Annotated in this window: 17 protein-coding genes and 7 tRNA genes; 19 read left to right on the top strand and 5 right to left on the bottom strand. The window is 27.5% G+C overall.

The annotated features are described in order from the left end of the window. Window positions 1–11: 11 nt before the first annotated feature. Window positions 12–356: a 50S ribosomal protein L19 gene (gene rplS, locus H0H44_RS02370; protein WP_185871530.1), complete on the top strand. Its 345-nt coding sequence runs from the start codon at window positions 12–14 to the stop codon at window positions 354–356. A 58-nt stretch (window positions 357–414) separates the two neighbouring features. On the opposite strand, the gene H0H44_RS02365 is transcribed toward rplS, so the two are convergent. Then, complete coding sequence (locus H0H44_RS02365) at window positions 415–708, bottom strand: hypothetical protein (protein WP_185871529.1); 294 nt, start codon at window positions 706–708, stop codon at window positions 415–417. Window positions 709–892: 184 nt separating this feature from the next. Between H0H44_RS02365 and guaB the strand changes: the two genes are divergently transcribed. Continuing rightward, window positions 893–2,356, top strand: a complete 1,464-nt coding sequence (guaB, locus tag H0H44_RS02360; RefSeq protein WP_185871528.1) for an IMP dehydrogenase — start codon at window positions 893–895, stop codon at window positions 2,354–2,356. A gap of 9 nt (window positions 2,357–2,365) precedes the next feature. Here guaB and H0H44_RS02355 read toward each other — a convergent pair. From H0H44_RS02355 to mutS, 3 genes are all read right to left on the bottom strand, one after another. Continuing rightward, window positions 2,366–2,451 (bottom strand) — tRNA-Leu (locus H0H44_RS02355). Between the two features lie 8 nt (window positions 2,452–2,459). Next, window positions 2,460–2,532, bottom strand: a tRNA-Gly gene (locus H0H44_RS02350). Between the two features lie 69 nt (window positions 2,533–2,601). Then, window positions 2,602–5,175, bottom strand: coding sequence for a DNA mismatch repair protein MutS (mutS, locus tag H0H44_RS02345; RefSeq protein ID WP_185871527.1), 2,574 nt, complete (start codon window positions 5,173–5,175; stop codon window positions 2,602–2,604). Between the two features lie 51 nt (window positions 5,176–5,226). Here mutS and ileS point away from each other — a divergent pair, with 51 nt between their 5' ends. From ileS to rpoC, 17 genes are all read left to right on the top strand, one after another. After that, window positions 5,227–8,706 carry an isoleucine--tRNA ligase gene (gene ileS / locus H0H44_RS02340; RefSeq protein WP_185871526.1) on the top strand — a complete coding sequence of 1,160 codons (3,480 nt, stop codon included), beginning with the start codon at window positions 5,227–5,229 and terminating at the stop codon, window positions 8,704–8,706. Then, a complete protein-coding gene (locus tag H0H44_RS02335) occupies window positions 8,703–9,098 on the top strand; it encodes a TraR/DksA family transcriptional regulator (RefSeq protein ID WP_185871525.1) in 396 nt (131 codons plus the stop codon). The genes ileS and H0H44_RS02335 overlap by 4 nt, the downstream gene beginning before the upstream one ends. 12 nt (window positions 9,099–9,110) lie before the next feature. Beyond that, window positions 9,111–9,752 (top strand): lipoprotein signal peptidase, encoded by a 642-nt coding sequence (locus tag H0H44_RS02330; protein WP_185871524.1) that lies wholly within the window; start codon window positions 9,111–9,113, stop codon window positions 9,750–9,752. An 88-nt stretch (window positions 9,753–9,840) separates the two neighbouring features. After that, window positions 9,841–9,914 (top strand) — tRNA-Thr (locus H0H44_RS02325). 9 nt (window positions 9,915–9,923) lie between these two features. After that, window positions 9,924–10,007: transfer RNA gene (locus H0H44_RS02320), tRNA-Tyr, on the top strand. A gap of 22 nt (window positions 10,008–10,029) precedes the next feature. Beyond that, window positions 10,030–10,102, top strand: a tRNA-Gly gene (locus H0H44_RS02315). 28 nt (window positions 10,103–10,130) lie between these two features. Further along, window positions 10,131–10,202: transfer RNA gene (locus H0H44_RS02310), tRNA-Thr, on the top strand. Between the two features lie 31 nt (window positions 10,203–10,233). Next, window positions 10,234–11,421, top strand: coding sequence for an elongation factor Tu (gene tuf / locus H0H44_RS02305; RefSeq protein WP_185871523.1), 1,188 nt, complete (start codon window positions 10,234–10,236; stop codon window positions 11,419–11,421). 34 nt (window positions 11,422–11,455) lie between these two features. After that, window positions 11,456–11,528: transfer RNA gene (locus H0H44_RS02300), tRNA-Trp, on the top strand. A gap of 18 nt (window positions 11,529–11,546) precedes the next feature. After that, window positions 11,547–11,732: a preprotein translocase subunit SecE gene (gene secE, locus H0H44_RS02295; protein WP_185871522.1), complete on the top strand. Its 186-nt coding sequence runs from the start codon at window positions 11,547–11,549 to the stop codon at window positions 11,730–11,732. A 12-nt stretch (window positions 11,733–11,744) separates the two neighbouring features. After that, on the top strand, window positions 11,745–12,299 hold the full coding sequence (gene nusG / locus H0H44_RS02290; RefSeq protein WP_185871521.1) for a transcription termination/antitermination protein NusG: 555 nt from the start codon (window positions 11,745–11,747) through the stop codon (window positions 12,297–12,299). A gap of 9 nt (window positions 12,300–12,308) precedes the next feature. After that, entirely contained in the window at window positions 12,309–12,746 is a 438-nt protein-coding gene (gene rplK, locus H0H44_RS02285) for a 50S ribosomal protein L11 (protein ID WP_185871520.1), read from the top strand. A 22-nt stretch (window positions 12,747–12,768) separates the two neighbouring features. Continuing rightward, the gene (gene rplA, locus H0H44_RS02280) at window positions 12,769–13,473 is read left to right on the top strand and encodes a 50S ribosomal protein L1 (RefSeq protein WP_185871947.1); all 705 of its coding nucleotides are present in this window, start codon (window positions 12,769–12,771) and stop codon (window positions 13,471–13,473) included. Next, window positions 13,470–14,024: a 50S ribosomal protein L10 gene (rplJ, locus tag H0H44_RS02275; RefSeq protein WP_185871519.1), complete on the top strand. Its 555-nt coding sequence runs from the start codon at window positions 13,470–13,472 to the stop codon at window positions 14,022–14,024. Before rplA ends, rplJ begins: the two co-directional genes overlap by 4 nt. A gap of 54 nt (window positions 14,025–14,078) precedes the next feature. Further along, a complete protein-coding gene (gene rplL / locus H0H44_RS02270) occupies window positions 14,079–14,453 on the top strand; it encodes a 50S ribosomal protein L7/L12 (RefSeq protein WP_185871518.1) in 375 nt (124 codons plus the stop codon). A gap of 44 nt (window positions 14,454–14,497) precedes the next feature. After that, the gene (gene rpoB / locus H0H44_RS02265) at window positions 14,498–18,301 is read left to right on the top strand and encodes a DNA-directed RNA polymerase subunit beta (RefSeq protein ID WP_185871517.1); all 3,804 of its coding nucleotides are present in this window, start codon (window positions 14,498–14,500) and stop codon (window positions 18,299–18,301) included. A gap of 54 nt (window positions 18,302–18,355) precedes the next feature. Then, window positions 18,356–22,588 carry a DNA-directed RNA polymerase subunit beta' gene (gene rpoC / locus H0H44_RS02260; protein ID WP_185871516.1) on the top strand — a complete coding sequence of 1,411 codons (4,233 nt, stop codon included), beginning with the start codon at window positions 18,356–18,358 and terminating at the stop codon, window positions 22,586–22,588. 12 nt (window positions 22,589–22,600) lie between these two features. Here rpoC and glnS read toward each other — a convergent pair whose 3' ends face one another. Beyond that, window positions 22,601–24,274 carry a glutamine--tRNA ligase gene (glnS, locus tag H0H44_RS02255; protein ID WP_238786120.1) on the bottom strand — a complete coding sequence of 558 codons (1,674 nt, stop codon included), beginning with the start codon at window positions 24,272–24,274 and terminating at the stop codon, window positions 22,601–22,603. Window positions 24,275–24,334: the final 60 nt, after the last annotated feature.

Below are 24,334 nucleotides of genomic sequence, written 5' to 3'. Positions count from 1 at the left end.
TAAATAAAATTATGTTTCATAATATTACAAAATATATAGAAAATGAATTTTTGTCTAAAAATCATTTTCCATCATTTCGTTCAGGAGATACAATTACTATTTTTTTCGAAATCAAAGAAGGAGAAAAAAAAAGGATTCAATCTTTTAAAGGTGTAGTTATAAAAAAACAAGGAAAAGGATTAACTAAAACATTTACTATTCGTAAAATAAGTGGAGGTATAGGAATAGAACGCATATTTGTTTTTAATCAACCTAACATACAAAAAATAGAAGTGAATAAAAAAGGAAAAGTTAGAAGATCTAAAATTTATTATTTTAGAAGTCTAAAAGGAAAAAAAGCAAGAATCAGAAGTTAAAAAGCGAAAAAAATAGTATTCCACTATTTTTTTCGCTTACACTTTATTTTTTATTTAATTATTTGTTGTTGTTAGTTTTATCGTTTTCCTCAGTTGCTCCTTTTTCTTTTTCAGATGTATTGTTGTTGTTATTATTGTCCTCATTGTTATTTTTTGAGGCATCCTCATTAGTTGCAGGAGGGGTGTTTGTACTACTATTTGTATCTGTCTGATTTTCATTATTATTAGATGTTTTTTCCTCTTCTGTTGGAGTGGAATTGCTTTCATTTTTATTTTTGTTATTGCAACTAATAGCAAACAAAAACATTGCTAATAAAATCGTAGTGACTGTAATTCTTAATTTTTTCATCATAATCGATAGTATTTCAGTTATTACATATTTCTGGGCAAATTTATATAAAAATTTTGAATGAAAAAATATATCATTATTCGTATTTTTTAAAAATAGAGTATAATTAGATTTTATTTTTTCTCTTTAGTTTGAGAATAAGAATATTATGTCTTTATTAAATTATAAAAAATAGAAAATAAAAATTATGTCTTTAAATAAAAAGATTTTAAAAGAAGCTCTTACTTTTGATGATGTTTTACTTGTTCCTTCTTTTTCTTCAATTCTTCCATCGGAAGTTTCTCTTAAAACTACTCTTACCATTGATATTACTATGAATATTCCTATATTAAGTGCTGCTATGGATACAGTAACAGAATCTTCTTTGGCTATATCTATAGCTAGAGAAGGAGGAATAGGAATTATTCATAAAAATATGAATATAAAAAATCAATCAGAAGAAGTTTATAAAGTTAAAAGAAGTGAAAGTGGAATGATAGATGATCCTATTACTCTTTCTAGAAATTCAACATTAAGATATGCTCAATTTCTTATGGAAAAATTTAAAATTTCTGGATTACCTGTTATAGAAAAAGATCATTTATTAGTAGGAATTATTACTAGAAGAGATATCAAATATCGTACAGATTTAGACACTTTAGTTGAAGAAGTAATGACAAAAGAAAAATTGATTACATCCAAAAAAAACATAACTATAGAAAAAGCTAAAAATATTTTATTAAAAGAAAGAATAGAAAAATTACCTATTGTAGATGATTATAATAAATTAGTAGGATTAATTACGATTAGAGATATTGATAATTTAATTGAATACCCTAATGCTTGTAAAGATTCTAGAGGACGCTTACGTGTAGGGGCTGCTGTCGGTATAGACAAAAAAACTTTAGAAAGAGTGGAATCTTTAATGAAGATAGGAGTAGATATTGTAGCTATAGATTCGGCACATGGTCATTCTTCTAGAATATTAAAAACAATAAAATTAATCAAAAATTCTTTTCCAAAGATTACATTATTAGCAGGAAATGTAGTGACTATGGAGGGAGCTAAAGATTTGATAGATGCCGGTAGTTCTGTTTTGAAAGTAGGGATTGGATCTGGTTCTATTTGTACAACAAGAGTTATAGCAGGAGTAGGAATGCCACAAATAACAGCTATTAACGATGTTTATGAATATGCTAAAAAAAGAAATGTTAGCATAATTTCTGATGGAGGAATTAGATATTCAGGAGATGTGGTAAAAGCGATTGCTGCTGGAGCTAGTTCTGTTATGATTGGAAGTTTATTTGCTGGAACAGATGAAGCTCCAGGAGAAGAAGTAATTTTTCAAGGAAGAAAGTTTAAAACTTATGTAGGAATGGGATCATTAGTAGCTATGAAAAGAGGAGGTGGAGATCGTTATTTTCAATTTAATGAAAAGTCTGTTCCAGAAGGAATAGAAGCTATAGTTCCTTATAAAGGAAAAATGAAAGATGTTATTTACCAAATTTGTGGAGGATTACGTTCAGGAATGGGGTATTGTGGTGTTTCCAGTGTTACAGAATTAATAAAAACAGGTAAATTTGTAAAAATTACCAAGTCAGGATTAAAAGAAAATCATCCTCATAGTGTAAATATTACTAAAGAATCACCTAATTATTTTAATTATAGTTAATAAAAACAATACCCGGAACGGGATTTGAACCCGTACGATCATAATGATCACAGGATTTTAAGTCCTGTGTGTCTACCTAATTCCACCATCCGGGTGCGTTATGAGCGAGAAACGGGAATTGAACCCGTGGCCCCGACCTTGGCAAGGTCGTGCTCTACCAACTGAGCTATTCTCGCATTTAAGAATATTCACATATTATTTATTCATATAACTAATTTAAGTACACTTTATATATATAGCAAATTTTAATAATCTAATAGATTTTTAATTTCATTAATTTTTATTATTGCATCTTTTATAGATAAAGAATCAATATTCTTGATTTCTTTTAGAGAAAACATTATTTTTTTTAACAAAGAGAAAATTCTTTTTTGATTTATTTTTATTCTATTTTTTTTTGATGTTAGTGTATTTAATATTTTTTTTGCATTTTCAATGATTTCTATAGGCATTCCTGATATTCTAGCTACATAAATACCGAAACTATGTTCACTACCTCCTGCTATTAATTTTCGCATAAAAATAATGTGATCATTTTTTCTTTTCACAGAAACATGATAATTTTTTATTCTTTTAAAAGAAAGACTCATTTCATTTAATTCATGATAATGTGTAGCAAATAAAGTTAGAGGACGTACATTTTTTTCATGTAAAAATTCTATGATAGATTTCGCTATTGATATTCCATCATAAGTGCTTGTTCCTCTACCTATTTCATCTAGAATGAGAAAACTTCTTTTGGAAAGATTATTTAATATGTTTGCGGTTTCGTTCATTTCAACCATGAAAGTTGATTCTCCTAAAGAAATATTGTCTGAAGCTCCAACTCTACTAAATATTTTATCTATTAATCCTATTTCTACATATTCAGCAGGAACAAAGCTTCCAATATGGGCCATCAATATAATAATAGCAGTTTGACGTAAAATAGCGGATTTTCCTGACATATTTGGTCCTGTAATAATCAATATTTGTTGGTTTGATTTATTTAAAATAATATCATTAGGAATATACGAAGTTTTGTCAATGAATTGCCTTTCAATAACCGGATGCCGTCCTTTGATTATTGATATTTTTAAAGAATCGTTTATATTTGGTTTTATATAATTATTTTCTAATGCTAAATTAGAGAAAGAAGATAAAACATCTAGTTTAGCTATTATTTTTGCATTTTTTTGTAATAATTCTATTGTTTTTAATATTTGATTAATTAGATTATCAAATATTTCTTTTTCTAAAAAAAATATTTTTTGTTCTGCATTAAAAATTTTCATCTCATAATTTTTTAACTCTTCAGTAATATACCGAATAGAGTTTGTCAGTGTTTGTTTTTGTATCCAGTGAGATGGCACTTTATCTTTTTTAGAAATTTTAACCTCAAAAAAATATCCAAAAATGTGATTATATCCAATTTTTAGATTATCAATTTTTGTTTTAAATTGTTCTCTCGAACAAAGTTTTTCTAAATATTCTTTTTGAGAAAAATATATCATACGAATTTTATCTAATTCTTTAGAAAACCCTTTAACTATAACATTTCCTTTTCCTTTTTCAATTTGATGTGGAGGGTCTTCTTGTACTGTATTTTTAATTATTTCGCATATCGAATTACAATTTTGAAAAGAATTTCCAATTTCTATAAGGATCGTAGATTTTTGAGATAGGAATTTTTTCTCTATTTCCATAATAGATGTTAGAGATTTATATAATGTATATATTTCACGTGGAGAAATATTTCCAATAGCTATTTTAGAAGTTAGCCTTTCTATATCATAAATATTTTTCAATTTTTTTTTTGTAAAAAGACGTATCATATTATTAACGTATAATTCATATACTATTTGATGACGTTTTTTTATATGAAATAAGTTTTTTAAAGGAAAGAGAATCCAATTTTTCAATAACCTACCTCCCATAGGAGTAATAGTACGGTCTAATATTTTTATTAAAGAAACTCCTTCTTTATTCAAAGGATGAAATATCTCCAAATTTCTGAAAGTAAAATCATCTATCCACATGTATTTTTCTTTTCTGATTCTTTGTATATTAGAAATATGTTTTATATTAAAATGTGAAGTGTTATGTAAATATGATAAAATTACTCCACAAGAAATAATTCCTAATTTTAGATCATTAATTCCAAATCCTTTTAAAGAATTTACATTGAAGTGTGATATTAGTTTTTCATATGCAAATGAATAATCAAACATCCAATCTTCAATTGAGAAAGTATAATATTTTTTTTTTAACAATTGATCAAAAAATTTTTTTTCCTTATTCTGAAAAAGGATTTCACTAGGATGAAAATGTTCTAAGTATTGTAAAACATTATCTTTAGTGTCTTCTGTTACAAAAAATTCACCAGTAGAAACATCTAAAAAACTTAACCCGAAACTTTTATTTTTCCCCACATGAATAGAAGATAAAAAATTATTTGACTTAGGATATATAATATTTTCATTTATGGTAACTCCTGGAGTTACAAGTTCTATAACTCCTCTTTTTACAAGATTTTTTCCTTTTTTAGGTTCTTCTAATTGATTACAAATTGCCACACGAAATCCTGCACGTACTAATTTGGGTAAATAAGTACTTAAAGAATGGTAAGGAAAGCCTGCTAGATGTAATTGAGATCTTTTGGTTAAAACAATATTTAATGCTTGAGAGCATTTAATAGCATCTTCCCCAAAAGTTTCATAAAAATCTCCAACTTGAAATAATAGAATCGTATCTGGATATTTAGTTTTTATATTATTATATTGCTTTATTAATGGAGTTTCTTCTTTTTTTTTGTAAAAAAGAGTTTCGTTTTTATTCATATCTAAAATTATTAAAATAGAAGATTATTAATTTATTATTATAGCTACCTTATGTCAATAATGTTCAAAGAATATAAAAAATTGAATCTTAGTCAGATAACTATAGAAATCTATCAATATTGGAAAGAACTTAAAATTTTACAAAATAATAGTAAAAAAAATCCTCTTTCATATTCATATATTTTATATGAAGGTCCACCATCTTTAAATGGAAAACCCGGAATTCACCATATTCTAGCTAGAACTATAAAGGATATTTTTTATAGATATCATACGCTTAAAGGTAAAAAAGTATTTATAAAAGCTGGGTGGGATGCTCATGGTCTTCCAATAGAATTGAATGTGGAAAAAAAAATGGGAATTACTAAAAATGATATAGGACAAAAAATTAGTGTAAAAAAATATAATAATCTTTGTAAAGATTTTGTTAATAAATCATTGAAAACATGGAAATTATTCACAGAAAAAATAGGATATTCTTTAAATTTAGAAGATTTTTTTATTACCTATGATGCAAAATATATAGAAACCATTTGGTGGTTAATAAAAAAATTGTACAGTAAAAATCTTATTTATAAAGGTTTTACAGTTCAACCTTATTCTCCTGCTGCAGGAACAGGATTAAGTTATCATGAATTAAATATGCCTGGTACTTATAAAGAAGTAAAGCAATTATCTGCATTTTTAAAATTTAAGGCAATTAAAAATACTTTACCCAATAAATTTCGAAATATTACAGGCAATATATATTTGATATCATGGACAACAGCTCCTTGGACTATTCCTTCAAATACAGCGTTAGCCTGTGGTTATGACATAGACTATGTATTGGTTAAAACTTATAACACATATACCTTTTTAAAAGAAAATATTATTATCTCCGAGAAACTAATTAATAAAATATTTTTATCGAATCAGTTTTATTCTGTTTCAAGTCAAGTTGAATTAGACTGTTATGAAAAAATTAATAAAAAAAATTATAAAATTCCTTATTTGATAATAGAAAAATTTAAAGGAAAAGAATTAATATTTGGAAAATATGAACAATTATTACCTTGGTTTAAACCTTATTATAACGAAAAAAATGCATTTCAAATTGTACCAGGAGATTTTGTTAATATTGAAGAAGGAACAGGTATTGTTCATATTTCTCCTACATTTGGAATAGATGATTTTATGGTATCTAAAAAATATGATATTCCTCCAATGTTAGTTTTAAATGAAGAAAACATACCTGTCCCTCTAGTCGATTTTCAAGGAAAATTTATCAAAAATTTTCCTTATGGATTTTCTGAAAAATATGTCAAAAATGAATTTAACAAAAATCAAGAAAACTATTTTTCAGTAGATAAAGAAATAATTCTTTTTTTGGAAAAGGAACAAAAAATATTTAGAACAGAAAAATATATCCATTCTTATCCACACTGTTGGAGGACAGAAAAGCCAATACTTTATTATTTACTGAATTCATGGTTTATAAAAACAGAAAAAATAAAAGAAAAAATGATTTTTATGAATCATAAAATTCAATGGTATCCTGGTTTTATAGGTAAAAAACGTTTTTCTTCTTGGTTAAAGAATACAAAAGATTGGAATTTTTCACGTTCTAGATATTGGGGGACCCCTCTTCCAATTTGGAGAACAGAAAAAGGAGATGAAGAAGTCGTAATAGGATCTATAAAAGATCTAATTTTTGAAATTAGAAAATCTGTTAAACATGGTTTTATGCCATATAACATATTTAAAGATTTTATATTAGATGATATGAGTAATCATAATTATAATAAAATAGATTTACATAAACATATTTTAGATAAAATAATATTGGTTTCTCCGAAAGGAGAACCTATGAAAAGGGAATCAGATTTGATTGATGTGTGGTTTGATTCTGGTGCAATGCCATATGCTCAGTTTCATTATCCATTTGAAAATAAGGAATTTATAGATAAAAATTTATTATTTCCTGCTGATTTTGTTTCGGAAGGGGTAGATCAAACAAGAGGATGGTTTTTTACCTTGCATAGTATTAGTAGTTTATTATTTGATTCCGTAGCGTATAGAAATGTTATATCAACAGGATTAGTATTAGACCAATATGGTCGTAAAATGTCGAAAAGTAAAGGAAATACCATAAATCCTTTTGATTTGATAAAAAATTATGGTCCTGATGCAATACGTTGGTATTTTATATTTAATTCTGAACCATGGGATAATTTAAAATTTAATATAAATGAGATTCGTACTATTATAAATAAATTTTTTATAACATTATATAACATTTATTCTTTTTTTGCTTTGTATGCTAATATTGATGGTTTTTCTTATAAAGAAAAAGAATATTTAGATTCTTATACAGAATTAGATTTTTGGATTATTTCTGAGTTAAATACTCTTATTAAAAAAACAGATAATTATTATGCCAATTATAATCCAACTAAAACTGCGCGTTTAATATCATCTTTTGTTTTAGATAAATTAAGCAATTGGTATGTAAGATTATGTAGAAGAAGATTTTGGAAAGAAAAATATACAAAAAATAAAATATCTGCATATCAAATTCTTTATCAATGTTTAATTGTTGTAGCTAAGTTAATTTCTCCTATCTCTCCATTCTTTTCTGAAAAATTATATATGGATTTAAATTCTGTTACGGGAAAAGAAACTTATAAAAGTGTTCACATGGCAAGTTTTCCTAGTTGGAACTTGAATTTAATTGATAAAAAATTGGAAAATAAAATGCTTTGGATTCAAAAAATTATTGCAATGGTTTTTTCTATAAGAAAAAAAAATGAAATTAAAATTCGACAACCTTTACAAAAACTTATGATCCTTATTTCTAATAAGGATGAAAAAATGCGTTTTCAATTGGAACAATCATCTGAAATTCTTACTCAAGAAGCTAATGTAAAAAAAATAGAATTTTCTTCTTCTTATAAAAATCTTGAATATATTAAACATATTAAACCTAATTATCAATCTATGGGCCCCAAGTTTGGAAAAAAAACCCGGGAAATTTCCGAACTTATGAAAAAGTTTAGTCAAAAAGAGATTAAAACATTTGAGAAAAATAAAAAACATATTTTTTTTCTGAAAGGAAAAGAAATTATTCTTTTTTTAGAAGATGTTAAAATTAGTACGGAATATATTAAAGGTTGGTCTGTTTTATTTGATCAAAAATTTACAATAGCATTAGACTTACGAATTACAGATTCTCTTTGGGAGGAAGGTTTTATTAGAGAATTGATTAGACATATACAAAAATTAAGGAAAGATAAAAAATATAATGTAACTGAAAAAATACTTATATACATAAATGTAAAAAATGTAAAAGAAGATAAAAAATATCAAAATAGAGTAAAAATTATTATACAAAATAATAAAAATTTTATTTGTAAAGAAACTCTTGGCATTAATATTATTTTACAAAACAATAAAACGAAATTTGAAGGAAGTGAAGAAAAAATCTATTTTGAAGGAAAATTCATATTGCATATGAAAATACAGAAAGTAGAAGAAAATACAAAAAAATGAAAGGACAAGTAAAAAAAAGATATTCACTGGAAGAAAGAAAAGAATTTCGTAAACTAATACTTGAAAAATTAAATAAAGCAAAAAAAGATTTGTCTATTTTTAAGGAATCATTTTCTAGTGAACAAAACAATGGAACAGATGATACTTATCCTAGCTTTAAAGCTTTTGATGAAGGATCAGAAACATTAAGTAAGGAACAAAATGCACAAATTGTGGAACATCTGCAGATGATTATAAAAAGTCTAAATGCTGCTTTAATTAGAGTGGATAATAAAGATTATGGAATTTGTCGTATAACCAAAAAATTAATCCCAAAAGAACGTCTTATGGCGGTACCTCATACTACTTTAAGTATTGAAGGAAAAAGACTGGTAGAAAAAATAAATAAATAAATTTTATTTCCATTGAAAAAATTTTTCTTAATTATTTTTTTAATTTTATTAATAGATCAAGTTTTAAAAATTTATGTTAAAACTCATTTTGAATTGGGAAGTGGAATTTCTATACTTCCTTTTTTTTGGATATTTTTCGTAGAAAATCCAGGTATGGCTTATGGAGTAAACTTTGGTGTTGGATATCATGGTAAAATACTATTGAGTTGTTTCCGCTTTTTTTTAGTCTTTTTTATTTTTTTTTTTCTTTATAGGAATATAAAACAAGGATCTTCGAAATATTTGACTATCCCTATCAGTTTAATTTTATCGGGAGCTATCGGTAATTTTTTAGATAGCGCTTTATATGGATTGTTATTTAATACAGGAACAATTTATAGTCAAGAATCCAAAAAATGGATTCCTTATTTTGGAAAATCCGAAATAAATTATGGTTTTCCTGAAAAAGGATATGCTTCTTTTATGGAAGGATGTGTTGTAGATATGTTTTATTTTCCTATAATAGATACTCATTTTTCTAAATGGATTCCTTGTTTAGGGGGGTATCATTTTAAATTTTTTAAACCCGTTTTCAATTTATCTGATATAATGATATCTGTTGGAGTGTTTTTATTATTTATATTTCAACGGAAAATCAAGAATGTAAAAATTTGATAACGTCTATTATTTTTTTGAGAATTATAAAAATCTCTATAGATTTGTACTGCTCTGATTTTCATCATTACGAATATCAAATTGAATAGCCGGTGTAGCTCAGTTGGTCAGAGCACGTGATTTGTAATCTCGGGGTCGTGGGTTCGAATCCCTCCATCGGCTTTTTATTTTGGGAAGATACTCAAGTATGGTTAACGAGGACAGACTGTAAATCTGTTGGCTTTGCCTTCGCAGGTTCGAATCCTGCTCTTCCCATCATATTTTTTATTTTTATATAGCGGAAGTAGCTCAGTTGGTAGAGCATCAGCCTTCCAAGTTGAATGTCGCGGGTTCGAATCCCGTCTTCCGCTCTACAATAATAATATTATAATGAATATAGCCAATGTAGCTCAGTGGTAGAGCACTTCCTTGGTAAGGAAGAGGGTACGGGTTCAATTCCCGCCGTTGGCTTTTTTAAATTCAAAATTTTAATAATTTTATCATGGCAAAAGAAAAATTTAAACGAAATAAACCGCATGTAAATATAGGAACCACAGGTCATGTAGACCATGGTAAAACAACTTTAACTTCCGCAATTACAAAAGTTTTATCAGAAATTGGGTTGGCAGAAGAAAAAAGCTTTGATGCAATAGATAATGCTCCTGAAGAAAAGGCAAGGGGAATTACAATTAATACATCTCATGTAGAATATGAGACAGAGAGAAGACATTATGCTCATGTTGATTGTCCTGGACATGCAGATTACGTTAAAAATATGATTACAGGAGCAGCCCAAATGGATGGTGCTATTTTAGTTGTAGCTGCTACAGATGGACCAATGCCTCAAACTAGAGAACACATATTATTATCTCGTCAAGTAGGAGTTCCAAAAATTGTGGTGTTTATGAATAAAGTAGATCAAGTAAATGATCCAGAATTATTAGAATTAGTAGAAATGGAAATTAGAGAATTGCTATCTAAATACGAATATGATGGAGAAAATATTCCTATTATACAAGGATCAGCCTTGGGTGCTTTGAATGGAGAAGAAAAGTGGATAAAAAAAATAAAAGATTTAATGGATGTATTGGATGATTACATTCCTGAACCAATTCGAGAAATAGATAAATCATTTTTGATGCCTGTAGAGGATGTTTTTACTATTACAGGAAGAGGGACGGTAGCAACAGGTCGTATTGAAACTGGAGTTATTAATACAGGAGATTTAGTTGATATTATTGGAATGGGAGAAAATAAATTATCATCTACAGTAACAGGAGTAGAAATGTTTAGAAAAATTTTAGATAGAGGTCAAGCAGGAGATAATGTAGGTTTATTATTACGTGGAATAGAAAAAAAAGATATTAAAAGAGGAATGGTTATTGTAAAACCGGATTCTGTAAAACCTCATAAAAAATTTAAAGCAGAAGTGTATATTCTTACAAAAGAAGAAGGGGGAAGACATACTCCTTTTCATAATAAGTATCGTCCACAATTTTATTTGAGAACAACGGATGTTACAGGAGAAATTCATCTTCCAGATGGAATAGAGATGGTCATGCCAGGAGATAATATTTCTATGGAGGTGGAATTATATCAACCTATAGCATTAAGTGAGAACTTACGTTTTGCTATTCGTGAAGGAGGGAAGACGGTAGGAGCGGGGCAAGTGATTCATATAATAGATTAAATCAAATTTTATTTGATTGTAAAATAATTTAAAAACGGATGTAGCTCAGTTGGTAGAGCGTCGGTCTCCAAAACCGAAGGTCGTAAGTTCGATCCTTACCGTCCGTGTATTACTATTGATTATGTATGGAAAAAAATAATTTTTTTTTAGGAATTTATAATGAATTTTTTCATTGTATTACATGGCCTAAATGGGAAGATTTGCAAAAAATAACAATCATTGTGTTTTTTTTTTCCATATTTTTCTCCATATTTTTATATGGAGCGGATAGTTTTTTTATTTTTTTAATTAAAAAATTATTTTCTTTATGAAATTATATGATTATGAATAATTTGGAAAGAAAATGGTATGTAATAAAAACCATGAGTGGACAAGAAAACAAGGTAAAATCATATATTGAAAATGAAGTTAGAGATAATGGTTTCCAAGAGTATATAGGTAAAGTATTAGTTCCTATTGAAAAGGTTATACAAATGAGAAAAGGAAAAAAAATCTATAGAGAAAAAGTTCATTATCCTGGATATGTTATGGTAGAAGCAAATCTGGAAGGAGAAGCCGTACATGCAATAAAAAATGTTCCAGGTGTTATAAATTTTTTAAGTGAAGGAAAAGGACCATCCGCTATTCCTATTCCTATGAGAAAAGAAGAAGTAAATAAAATGTTAGGAAAAATAGATCAGCTTTCTGAAGGTTATGAAAGTATTAGTATTCCTTTTGTAGTAGGGGAAACTATTAAAGTTATAGATGGTCCTTTTACGGGATTTAATGGTACAATTGAAAAAATAAATGAGGAAAAAAGAAAATTAGAGTTAGCAGTTTTAATTTTTGGTAGAAAAACTCCATTAGAATTGAATTTTACACAAATAGAAAAAATTTAAGTAAATCATATGGTTGAAACAAAAAAAAAAGTGATAAAAAAAATTAAGATACAGAAAATAAATGGAGGAAAAGCAAGTCCTGCGCCTCCAATTGGTCCTATTTTGGGTAGTTCTGGTGTTAATATTATGGAGTTTTGCAAACAATATAATTCTATTACTAAAAATAATATAGGAGAAATATGTCCTGTAGTAATAACTGTGTATGAAGATAAATCTTTTTCTTTTATGATAAAAAAACCTCCGGTTTCTATTCAGTTATTGAATATGATCAAAAAAGAAAAAGGATCTAAAGAATCTAATCGTTATAAAATAGGAAAAATTACTTTAGATGAAATTATAGTGATTGCAAAAAATAAAATGGAAGATTTTAATTGTATTTCAATAAAGTCTGCTATATCCATGGTTTCCGGTACTGCTAGATCAATGGGAATAGAAATTGATGGTTAAAAATTTTATTCAAAAAGTAAATATGTCCAAGAAATTAACTAAAAATAAAAAAAAAATTCTGGAAAAAATTTCTGATAAGAATAAGAAGTATTCTTTAGAAAAAGCATTACTTCTTATGAAAGAAATTAATTTTGTTAAATTTGATGCATCTGTTGATATTTCTATTCATCTTAATGTAGATGTTCGTTCTCTTTCTCAAATGATAAGGGGAACAGTAATGTTACCACATGGTATAGGTAAAAATATTTGTATTCTAGCTTTAGTTCCTAAAGAGAAAGAATCAGAAGCTAAAAAAGCAGGTGCTGATTATACAGGATTAAATTATATTGAAAAAATTAAATCTGGATGGAAAACAAATATTGATGTTGTAGTAGCCACTCCTTCTGTTATGAATCAACTAGGTTCTATTGGAAAAATATTAGGGCCTAAAGGTTTGATGCCTAATCCTAAAATGGAAACTGTTTCTGTAAACCCGGGAAAATCTATAAAAGAAATGAAATCTGGTAAAATCACATTTAAAACTGATCGTTACGGAATTATTCATGGGTCGGTAGGAAGAGTCTCATTTTCCAATAAATATTTATTGGAAAATATCGAAATATTTATGAAAACAGTTATTCAGAATAAACCTTCTGCATCTAAAGGATCTTATATAAAAAGTATTTATTTATCTAGTACCATGAGTTATGGTATACCATTAGATTTAAAAAGTTTCGTGAACAAATGAATAAAGAAAATAAAAAAAAAGAACTATTAAAACTAGTTTCTATATTATCTAACAATGAAATGATATATTTAATTGATATTCTTGATTTAAGTTCTAATCAAATATCTGTCCTTAGAAAAAGTTTTAGTGAACATAGTATTAAAATGAGAGTGGTGAAAAATACTTTATTAAAAAAAGCTATAGAAAAAAATCGAAAATTTGATTCTTTTTTTCCTATTTTGAATGGAAATACAACTATATTATTTTCAAATTGGAATGCCTCCAATATCACTTCAAAAATAATAAAAAATTTTCACATTCAAGAAAAAATTAATAAACCTTATTTGAAAGGAGCTTATACTCAAGAATCTTTTTATTTTGGTGGAAACAAAGATTTAAATACATTGCTACATATTAAATCTAAAGAAGATCTCATTATTGAAATTTTCAGTATACTTCAATTCTCAATAAAAGATATTATTTCATCTTTTTTGAATTCAACAAAATATAAAATATGTGAACTTTTAGAAACCTTATCTTCTAAAAAAAAAGATGAAAAGAAAAAAATATAAAATATACTATTTTACACATACAACATATCTAATCTAGACTAAAAAATAAATAAAATGATAGAAAAGCTAGCGGAACAATTAGTTAATTTAACTGTTAAACAAGTTAATGAATTAGCTAATATTTTAAAAAAAGAATATGGAATAGAACCATCTACTTCGGTAGTAAAAATGGAAAATATTTCATCTCAGGAAGAAAAAACTTCTGAAAAAGAGGAAAAAAGTATTTTTAACATAATATTGAAATCATCTGGAAAATCAAAATTATCTGTAGTAAAATTAGTCAAGGAAGTTACTGGAAAAGGACTTAAGGAGTCTAAAGATTTAGTTGATAATATTCCCAGTATTCTTAAAGAATCTGTCAACAAAAAAGAAGCAGAAGATTTAAAAAATAAATTTGAAGAAATAGGTGCTGAAGTGGAATTAAAATAGAAAATTTACATATTATTTTTTTAAAACCATCTATTAAATTAAAATTGGTGAATACAGAAAGAATCACTTTTGCTTTAGTAGCAAAAAAAGTGAAATATCCAGATTTTTTGGATATTCAAATAAAATCATTTAAAGAATTTTTTCAATTAGATACAAAACCAGAGAATAGAAAAAATGAAGGATTATTCAAAGCTTTTACAGAGAATTTTCCTATTTCTGATGCTAGAAATTCTTTTGTTTTAGAATTTAAAGGCTATTCTATAGATTCTCCTAGATATTCAATAGAAGAATGTATAGAGAGGGGGTTGACTTATAGTGTTCCTCTAAAAGCTAAGTTAAAATTGTATTGTACTGATCCTGAACATGAAGATTTTGAAACGGTATATCAAGATGTTTATTTGGGAACATGTCCTTATATGACTCCATCCGGTTCTTTTATTTTCAATGGTGCAGAAAGAGTTATTGTATCTCAATTACATCGTTCTCCAGGTGTTTTTTTTGGTCAATCCCATCATGCTAATGGAACCAAACTTTATTCTGCTAGAATTATTCCTTTTAAAGGTTCATGGATAGAGTTTGCAACAGATATTAATAATGTCATGTATGCATATATTGATAGAAAAAAAAAATTGCCTATGACGACTTTATTACGTGCAATAGGATATGAAAGAGATAAGGATATATTGGAGATATTTGATTTATCGGAAGAAATCAAAATAGAAAATAATGAAAAAAATATTTTAAATAGAACTCTAGCAGCTAGAATATTGAAAATTTGGAATGAGGATTTTGTCGACGAAGATACAGGGGAAGTTTTATCTGTAGAAAAAAATGAGGTTCTTATAGATAGAAATGTTCTTTTGAAAAAAGAACATATTGATCTTATAATGCATCATGAAATAAAAACTATTTTATTGCATAAAGAAGGAGAGAGAAAAAAAGATTATTCTATTATTTATAATACTTTACAAAAAGATCCAACTAATTCTGAAAAAGAGGCTGTAGAATATATTTATAAACAACTCAGGAATACTGAACCACCCGATGAAGAAACTGCTAGAGGAGTTATAGACAAACTTTTTTTTTCTGATGCCAGATATAGTTTGGGTCCTGTAGGAAGATATCGTTTGAATAAACGTCTTGGTTTAAATATAGACCCTGATTATTTAGTTTTAACTAAAAAAGATATCATTGCAATAGTAGAGCATTTGAATGCATTGTTTAACTCTAAAAGAGAAGTAGATGATATTGATCATTTATCTAACAGAAGAGTTAGAACAGTTGGAGAGCAACTTTATACTCAATTTAGTATTGGTTTAGCTAGAATGGCTAGAACCATAAGAGAGAGAATGAATGTTCGTGATAATGAAGTTTTTATGCCTGTAGATCTTATTAATGCTAAAACTTTATCATCCGTAATAAATACTTTTTTTGGAACAAATCAACTATCTCAGTTTATGGATCAAACAAATCCTTTATCTGAAATTACTCATAAAAGAAGACTTTCAGCACTAGGTCCAGGTGGTTTATCTAGAGAGAGAGCAGGTTTTGAAGTTCGAGATGTAAATTATTCTCATTATGGAAGGTTATGTCCTATAGAAACACCAGAAGGGCCTAATATAGGATTAATATCTTCTCTTTCTGTATTTGCAAAAATAAATAATATGGGATTCGTTGAAACACCTTATCGAATTGTATCTAATCAAAGAGTAAATTTAGAGTCTGAAGTCAAATATTTAAGTGCAGAAGAAGAAGAAGGAAAAATTATAGCACAAGCTAATGCTATTGATATATATGGAAATTTTTTATCTGATAGAATTATAGCACGTGAAGATGGTGATTTTCCTATAGTAAATCCTAATCAAGTAGATTATATAGATGTAGCTCCAAATCAAATAGCTTCTATATCTGCTTCCATGATTCCTTTTTTAGAACATGATGATGCAAATAGAGCTTTAATGGGATCTAATATGATGCGTCAAGCAGTTCCATTATTGAAACCCGATGCTCCAATTGTGGGAACTGGATTAGAGGAACAGATAGCAAGAGATTCTCGTATATTAATTAATGCAAAAAAAAACGGATTTGTGGAATATGTTGATGCAAGGAAAATAATTATTCGTTATGATGTAACAGATAAAGAAACTTTAGTAAGTTTTGAATCTAAAACTCAAGTTTATGATTTAATAAAATTTAGAAAAACAAATCAAAATACATGTATAAATTTAAAACCTATTGTTAGAAAAGGAATGAAAGTTACCAAAGGACAAATTTTATGTGAAGGTTATGCAACAGAAAATGGAGAATTAGCTTTAGGTAAAAATTTAAAAGCAGCTTTTATTCCGTGTAACGGTTATAATTTTGAAGATGCTGTTCTTATTTCCGAAAAAGTAGTTAGTGAAGATTGGTTTACTTCTATACATATAGATGAATATTCTTTAGATGTTCGTGATACGAAATTAGGTATGGAAGAATTAACTAACGATATTCCTAACGTTAGTGAAGAGGCAACTAAAGATTTAGATGAAAATGGTATTATAAGAGTTGGAGCAGAAGTAAAACCAGGTGATATTCTTATAGGAAAGATAACTCCAAAAGGAGAATCTGATCCCACACCAGAAGAAAAATTATTGAGAGCTATTTTTGGAGATAAAGCAGGAAATGTAAAAGATGCTTCTTTGAGAGCTGAACCTTCGTTATTTGGAGTTGTTATAGATACAAAACTTTTTACTAGAAGTATAAAAGATAAAACATCTAGAGCTCAAGATAAGATTAAAATAATACGTTTAGAAAAAGAATATGAGAAAAAATTTTCGGATTTAAGAGATTTTTTAATTAAGAAATTACAATTTCTTTTAGATGGAAAATTATGTCATCATTCTATTTTTAATGATAAAAAAGAGGAAATTATAGGGAAAGGGATAAAATTCACTATGAAAGTTTTTAATAATATAAAAAATTATATAGAAATTTATTCTAGTGATTGGACTGATGATATTGAAATAAATAATTTAATATCAGAAATATTAAATAATTATAAAATAGCGGTAAATGATTTAAGCAGTACTTTTAAACATGAAAAATTTTCTATTACTATTGGAGATGAACTTCCTTCAGGAATTATCAAAATGGCAAAAGTATATATTGCTAAAAAAAGAAAATTAAAAGTAGGAGATAAAATGGCAGGAAGACATGGAAATAAAGGAGTGGTTGCTAGAATTTTGAGGGAAGAAGATATGCCTTTTTTAGAAGATGGGAGTTCTGTAGATATTGTCATAAATCCTTTAGGAGTCCCTTCAAGAATGAATATAGGACAAATATATGAAACGGTATTAGGATGGGCAGGAAAAAAATTAAATGTAAAATTTTCAACGCCTATATTTGATGGAGCAACTATAAAGGAAATTTGTAATTATACAGATAAAGCGAAAATACCTCGTTTTGGAGCTACTTATTTATTTGATGGAGGAACAGGAGAAAAATTTGATCAACCTGCTACTGTAGGTGTAATATATATGTTAAAATTAGGTCATATGGTTGATGATAAAATGCATGCACGTTCAATAGGTCCTTATTCTTTAATTACCCAACAACCTTTAGGAGGAAAAGCTCAATTTGGAGGTCAACGTTTTGGAGAAATGGAAGTTTGGGCTTTAGAAGCCTTTGGCGCTTCAAATATTTTACGTGAAATTTTAACTGTTAAATCAGATGATGTTTCTGGAAGAGCTAAAACTTATGAGTCTATAGTGAAAGGAGAGCCTATGCCTGAACCTAATAATCCAGAATCTTTTAATGTTCTTTGTTATGAACTAAAAGGATTAGGATTAGATATCCGTTTAGAAGAGTAGATAGAGTAAAAGTAAATTATATTGTTATTCTTCTATAATATTTAATAAAATAAAATGAATAAAAAAAAAAATAATAGTTTTAACAAAATTACTATTCGATTAGCTTCTCCAGAAGCTATATTGAAAGAATCTCATGGAGAAGTATTAAAACCAGAAACGATCAACTATCGTACTCATAAACCGGAAAGAGATGGACTTTTTTGTGAACGAATTTTTGGTCCAGTAAAAGATTATGAATGCGCTTGTGGAAAATATAAAAGAATTCGTTATAAGGGTATTGTTTGCGATAGATGCGGAGTTGAAGTAACTGAAAAAAAAGTTAGAAGAGAACGTATGGGACATATAAGTCTTGTGGTTCCCGTTGTTCATATTTGGTGTTTTCGATCTTCTCCTAATAAAATCGGATATTTATTAGGTTTACCTTCTAAAAAACTTGAAATGATTATTTATTATGAACGATATGTTGTTATTCAAGGAGGAGTGGGGTTACGTTCAGATGGATCTTCTTTTCAAAAAGGGGATTTTCTTATTGAAGAAGAATATTTACAAGTTTTAAATAAACTTCCGAAAGGAAATCAACAATTAGGAGATGATGACCCAGATAAATTTATTGCTAAAATGGGAGCAGAATGTATAAAAGATCTTTTAAATAGAGTAGATTTAGATCTTTTATCTATAGATTTAAGAAATCAAACTAATAATGAAACTTCTAAACAAAGACGTACTGAAGCATTAAAACGTTTACAAATTGTTGAATCTTTTCGAGAAGGAAAAAAAAATAGAGGAAACCCATCTTGGATGATAATTCATGTTTTAGCTGTTATTCCTCCTGAATTACGTCCTTTAGTTCCTTTAGATGGAGGACGTTATGCTGCGTCTGATATGACAGATTTGTATCGTCGTGTTTTGATAAGAAATAATCGTTTAAAAAGACTTATAGAAATTAAAGCTCCTGAAGTCATTCTTCGAAATGAGAAAAGAATGCTACAAGAAGCAGTAGATTCTCTTTTTGATAATTCAAGAAAAGTTTCTGCTGTAAAATCAGAAGCAAATCGCCCTCTTAAATCTTTATCTGATGCGTTAAAAGGAAAACAAGGTCGGTTTAGACAGAATCTTCTTGGAAAAAGGGTAGATTATTCAGCAAGATCTGTTATTGTAGTAGGACCACATTTGAAATTGCATGAATGTGGATTACCTAAAGATATGGCTGCAGAACTTTATAAACCTTTTATTATACGAAAATTAATTGAAAGAGGAATAGTAAAAACAGTAAAATCTTCTAAAAAAATTATTGATAAAAGAGATCCCATGATATGGGATATTTTAGAAAACGTTTTAAAAGGGCATCCTATATTATTAAATAGAGCTCCTACATTACATAGATTAGGAATACAGGCTTTTCAGCCTCAATTGATAGAGGGAAAAGCAATTCAATTACATCCTTTAGTTTGTGCTGCTTTTAATGCAGATTTTGATGGAGATCAAATGGCGGTTCATTTACCATTATCTCATGGAGCAATATTAGAAGCCCAACTTTTGATGTTAGCTTCTCAAAATATATTGAATCCGGCTAATGGATCTCCTATTACAGTTCCTTCTCAAGATATGGTATTAGGATTGTATTATATGACTAAACCTTTATTATCAGATTCTAAAGAAAAAGTAAAAGGAGAAGGACTCATTTTTTATTCTCCAGAAGAAGTTGAAATAGCGTATAATCAAAATGTAGTGGATCTACATGCTTTAATTAAAGTTAAAGTTGGTCTTCGTGAAGAAGAAAAATTTTTGAATAGAATAGTAGAAACTACTGTAGGTAGAGTCTTATTTAATCAAGTAGTTCCTAAAAAAGTAGGATTTATTAATAAATCTCTTACCAAAAAATCTCTAAGAGAAATTATAGGTAAAATATTACATCTTACAGATGTTCCTACTACCGCTAATTTTTTAGATAATATTAAAGAATTAGGTTTTTACAACGCATTTAAAGGTGGTTTATCTTTTGGATTAGGAGACATTATTATTCCTGGTAATAAAAAAAAGATGGTTAATGATGCAATTAAACAAGTAGATAATGTAAAAATGAATTATAATATGGGATTGATAACGAATAATGAACGTTACAATCAAGTAATTGATATATGGACAAATACTAATGCTATGCTCACAGAAAAAGTAATGAAATATATGCGGGAAGATAGAAAAGGATTTAATCCTGTATATATGATGTTAGATTCTGGAGCAAGAGGTTCTAAAGAGCAAATCCGTCAGCTTTCAGGAATGCGAGGTTTAATGGCTAAACCTCAAAAAGCAGGATCTTCTGGAGGTGAAATTATTGAAAATCCAATTTTATCCAATTTTAGAGAAGGACTTTCTATTTTAGAATATTTTATATCTACTCATGGTGCTCGAAAAGGATTAGCAGACACTGCATTGAAAACAGCAGATGCTGGATATCTTACAAGACGTTTAGTAGATGCGGCTCAGGATGTTATTATAAAAATAGAAAATTGTCAAACTTTACGTGGATTAGAAATTTCTGCACTAAAAAAAAACGAGGAAGTTGTAGAAACTTTATCTGATAGAATTTTAGGACGTATATCTTTAAATGATATTTATAATAAAGAAAGTCAATTGATAATTTCTTCGGGTGAAATGATTGATGAGAAAATAGCAGAAATTATTGATAAATCTGGAATTGAAATAGTAGAAGTTAGATCACCTCTCACTTGTGAAGCTAAAATGGGAATTTGTGCTAAATGTTATGGACGTAATTTATCTACAGGAAAGATCGTTCAAAAGGGGGAAGCTGTTGGAGTTATTGCTGCACAATCAATTGGTGAACCAGGAACTCAGTTGACTTTACGGACCTTTCATGTTGGAGGTACGGCAGGTAATATTACAGAATCTTCACAAATAAAAGCAAAATATAATGGAATCATTGAATTTGAAGATTTAAAACTTGTGAAAACAAAAAGAAATTCTGGTTCTTCTATAGGAGTAGTAGTTTCTAGATCCACAGAAATGAAACTTTTCAATCCAAAAAAGTCATCTGTTTTAATGGTAAATAATATTCCTTATGGTGCTTCTTTATATGTAAAAGATGGTGATCAGTTGAAAATGGGTGATTTAATTTGCAAATGGGATTTATATAACGCAGTTATTATTGCGGAATTTTCTGGAATAATATCTTATCAACATTTAGAACAAGGTCTGACTTTCCAAGTAGAAATAGATGAACAAACTGGATTTCAAGAAAAAGTAATCACGGAAGTTAGAAATAAAAATTTAATACCCACATTAAAAATTATTAATGAAAAAAATGAAGAATTAAAAGTCTACAATCTTCCAGTAGGAGCTCATTTAATGGTAGAAGATGGAGAAAAAATAGATATAGGAAAAATTTTAGTGAAAGTTCCAAGAAGAACTGCTAAATCAGGAGATATCACAGGTGGATTACCTCGTTTATCTGAATTATTTGAAGCACGTAATCCTTCTAATCCAGCTGTAGTATCAGAAATTGATGGTATAGTAAGTTATGGAAAGATAAAAAGAGGAAACAGAGAAATTATTGTGGAATCTAAAACAGGAGATATACGAAAGTATCTAGTAAAATTATCTAATCAAATTCTTGTACAGGAGAATGATTATGTAAAAGCAGGCATGCCTTTATCAGATGGAGCAGTAACTCCTAATGATATTTTAAATATAAGAGGGCCTAGAGCTGTACAAGAATATTTAATAAAAGAAATACAAGAAGTGTATCGATTACAAGGTGTAAAAATTAATGATAAACATTTTGAAGTCATTGTTTTACAAATGATGAGAAAAGTAGAAGTTATAGATGTAGGAGATACTAAGTTTTTGGAAGGAAATATAGAATATAAAGATGATTTTATAGAGGAAAATGATAGAATATATCAAATGAGTATTGTTGAAGATCCTGGTGACTCTGAAATATTTAAAAATGGAGATATTATTAGCTATAGAGATTTTAGAAATGAAAATGCGGTTTTGAAGTATAATAAAAAAAAATTAATCAAAACCAGAAATGCGATCCCTGCTACAGCAAGGCCAATATTGCAAGGAATAACAAGAGCTGCGTTACAAACTAAATCTTTTATATCGGCAGCTTCATTTCAAGAAACAACAAAAGTTTTAAGTGAAGCAGCTATAAGTAGTAAAATTGATTATCTATATGGATTAAAAGAAAATGTAATCGTAGGGCATAAAATTCCTGCAGGAACTGGATTAAGGGAATATGAAAATATTCATCCAGATATTTTATAATAAAAATTTATTTTATTTTTTTTTCCATTGGTTTTTTATAGATACCGTTTTATTGAAAATAATTTTATTTTTATCGTTTCTATTTTCGTTATCTACATAAAAATAGCCAATTCTTTGAAATTGATAATGATCTCCTTTTTTGGCCTTTTTTAAAAAAGGTTCTGCATAACCTATAATCTTATTTTTTGATCTAGGATTGATATATTTATAAAAATCTATATCTGGGTTCCTTTTTAAAAAAAGAGTATGATAGAAATTAATTTCTATGGGGAAAGAATGTTTTATGGATACCCAATGTAAAGTACTTTTTACTCTTTTTTTTTCTTTAATGTTGTTTTTTTTTCCTGATTTACTGTTTGGATCATAAGTACAATGTATTTCCTTTATTTTTCCTTCAGAATTTTTTATTACATAATTTGCTTTTATAATATAAGCATTTTTAAGTCTTACTTCTTTTCCAATGCAAAGACGGAAGAAATTTTTCTCTTCTTTTTCTAGAAAATCATCTTTTTCAATATATAAAAACTTAGAAAAAGGTACTTTTCTATTCCCAAAATTAGAGTTCTCTGGATTATTTTTTACTTCTACCCATTCAGTCATGTTTAAATAATTATCAATAATCAATTTAATTGGATCTAATACCACCATAACTCTATGAGCAATTTTATTTAAATGTTTTCTAATCCAAAATTCTAAAAAAGATATATCTATGATATTATTTCTTTTTGTGATTCCTATTTTATGAATAAAATTTTTTAAAGCAACAGAAGTATACCCTTTACGACGTAATCCAGATATTGTTAAAAGACGTGGATCATCCCAAGATTGGATAATTTTTTTTTCAATTAAATATTGAATTTTTCTCTTACTGGTTATAGTATGACTTAAATTCAATCTTGAAAATTCTATTTGTTTAGGTTTAATTTTCTTTTTATCATCAATATGAATTTGATCTATAAACCAATTATATAACGGACGTCTATTTTCAAATTCTAAAGAACATAAAGAATGAGATATTTGCTCTATGTAATCACATAGACCATGTGTCCAATCATAAGTAGGATAAATACACCATTGATTTCCGGTTTTATGATGTTTTTTTCGTAAAATTCTATACATAATTGGATCCCGCATATTCATGTTTGAAGAACTCATATTAATTTTTGCTCTTAAAACACAAGATCCTTCTTCAAAGAATCCATTTTTCATTTTTTCGAATAAAAATAAATTTTCTTCTATAGTTCTATTTCTATAATCACTTTCAATTCCAATTTCGAAAGGATTTTTTCTTTGATATTGAATAATATTTTGAGATTGGTCATCTACATAAGCTTTGTTTTCTTTAATTAATTTTACAGCCCATTCATAAAGTTTATGAAAATAATCTGAAGCATAACTTTCATTATCCCAATGAAAACCCAAAAAAAGAATGTCTTTTTTTATAGAATCTATAAAATTTCTATTTTCTACTATAGGATTAGTATCATCAAATCTTAAATTGATTGGAGATTTATACTTTTTGCTTAACTCGAAATTTAAACATATGGCTTTCACATGCCCAATATGAAGAAAACCATTGGGCTCAGGAGGGAAACGAAATCTAATTTTTTTTATAGGAAGTCCATTTTTTATATCTTCCTCTATGACTCTCTCAATAAAATGTAGATATGATTTTGTAATACCCAATAAGTAAGAATATAATTATAATATGAATATAATTAATTTTTTTGAAAAAAGATATATATT

Source organism: Blattabacterium cuenoti, assembly GCF_014252115.1.
Classification (GTDB): Bacteria; Bacteroidota; Bacteroidia; order Flavobacteriales; family Blattabacteriaceae; genus Blattabacterium; species Blattabacterium cuenoti_AK.
Note: the sequence above shows the minus strand (reverse complement) of the source record. Positions and strands in the feature narration are given on the sequence as shown.

Coding starts and splice junctions, on each gene's coding strand:
- rplS (WP_185871530.1), top strand. CDS start 12: ATGTTTCATAATATTACAAAATATATAGAAAATGAATTTTTGTCTAAA.
- H0H44_RS02365 (WP_185871529.1), bottom strand. CDS start 708: ATGATGAAAAAATTAAGAATTACAGTCACTACGATTTTATTAGCAATG.
- guaB (WP_185871528.1), top strand. CDS start 893: ATGTCTTTAAATAAAAAGATTTTAAAAGAAGCTCTTACTTTTGATGAT.
- mutS (WP_185871527.1), bottom strand. CDS start 5,175: ATGAATAAAAACGAAACTCTTTTTTACAAAAAAAAAGAAGAAACTCCA.
- ileS (WP_185871526.1), top strand. CDS start 5,227: ATGTCAATAATGTTCAAAGAATATAAAAAATTGAATCTTAGTCAGATA.
- H0H44_RS02335 (WP_185871525.1), top strand. CDS start 8,703: ATGAAAGGACAAGTAAAAAAAAGATATTCACTGGAAGAAAGAAAAGAA.
- tuf (WP_185871523.1), top strand. CDS start 10,234: ATGGCAAAAGAAAAATTTAAACGAAATAAACCGCATGTAAATATAGGA.
- secE (WP_185871522.1), top strand. CDS start 11,547: ATGGAAAAAAATAATTTTTTTTTAGGAATTTATAATGAATTTTTTCAT.
- nusG (WP_185871521.1), top strand. CDS start 11,745: ATGAATAATTTGGAAAGAAAATGGTATGTAATAAAAACCATGAGTGGA.
- rplK (WP_185871520.1), top strand. CDS start 12,309: ATGGTTGAAACAAAAAAAAAAGTGATAAAAAAAATTAAGATACAGAAA.
- rplA (WP_185871947.1), top strand. CDS start 12,769: ATGTCCAAGAAATTAACTAAAAATAAAAAAAAAATTCTGGAAAAAATT.
- rplJ (WP_185871519.1), top strand. CDS start 13,470: ATGAATAAAGAAAATAAAAAAAAAGAACTATTAAAACTAGTTTCTATA.
- rplL (WP_185871518.1), top strand. CDS start 14,079: ATGATAGAAAAGCTAGCGGAACAATTAGTTAATTTAACTGTTAAACAA.
- rpoC (WP_185871516.1), top strand. CDS start 18,356: ATGAATAAAAAAAAAAATAATAGTTTTAACAAAATTACTATTCGATTA.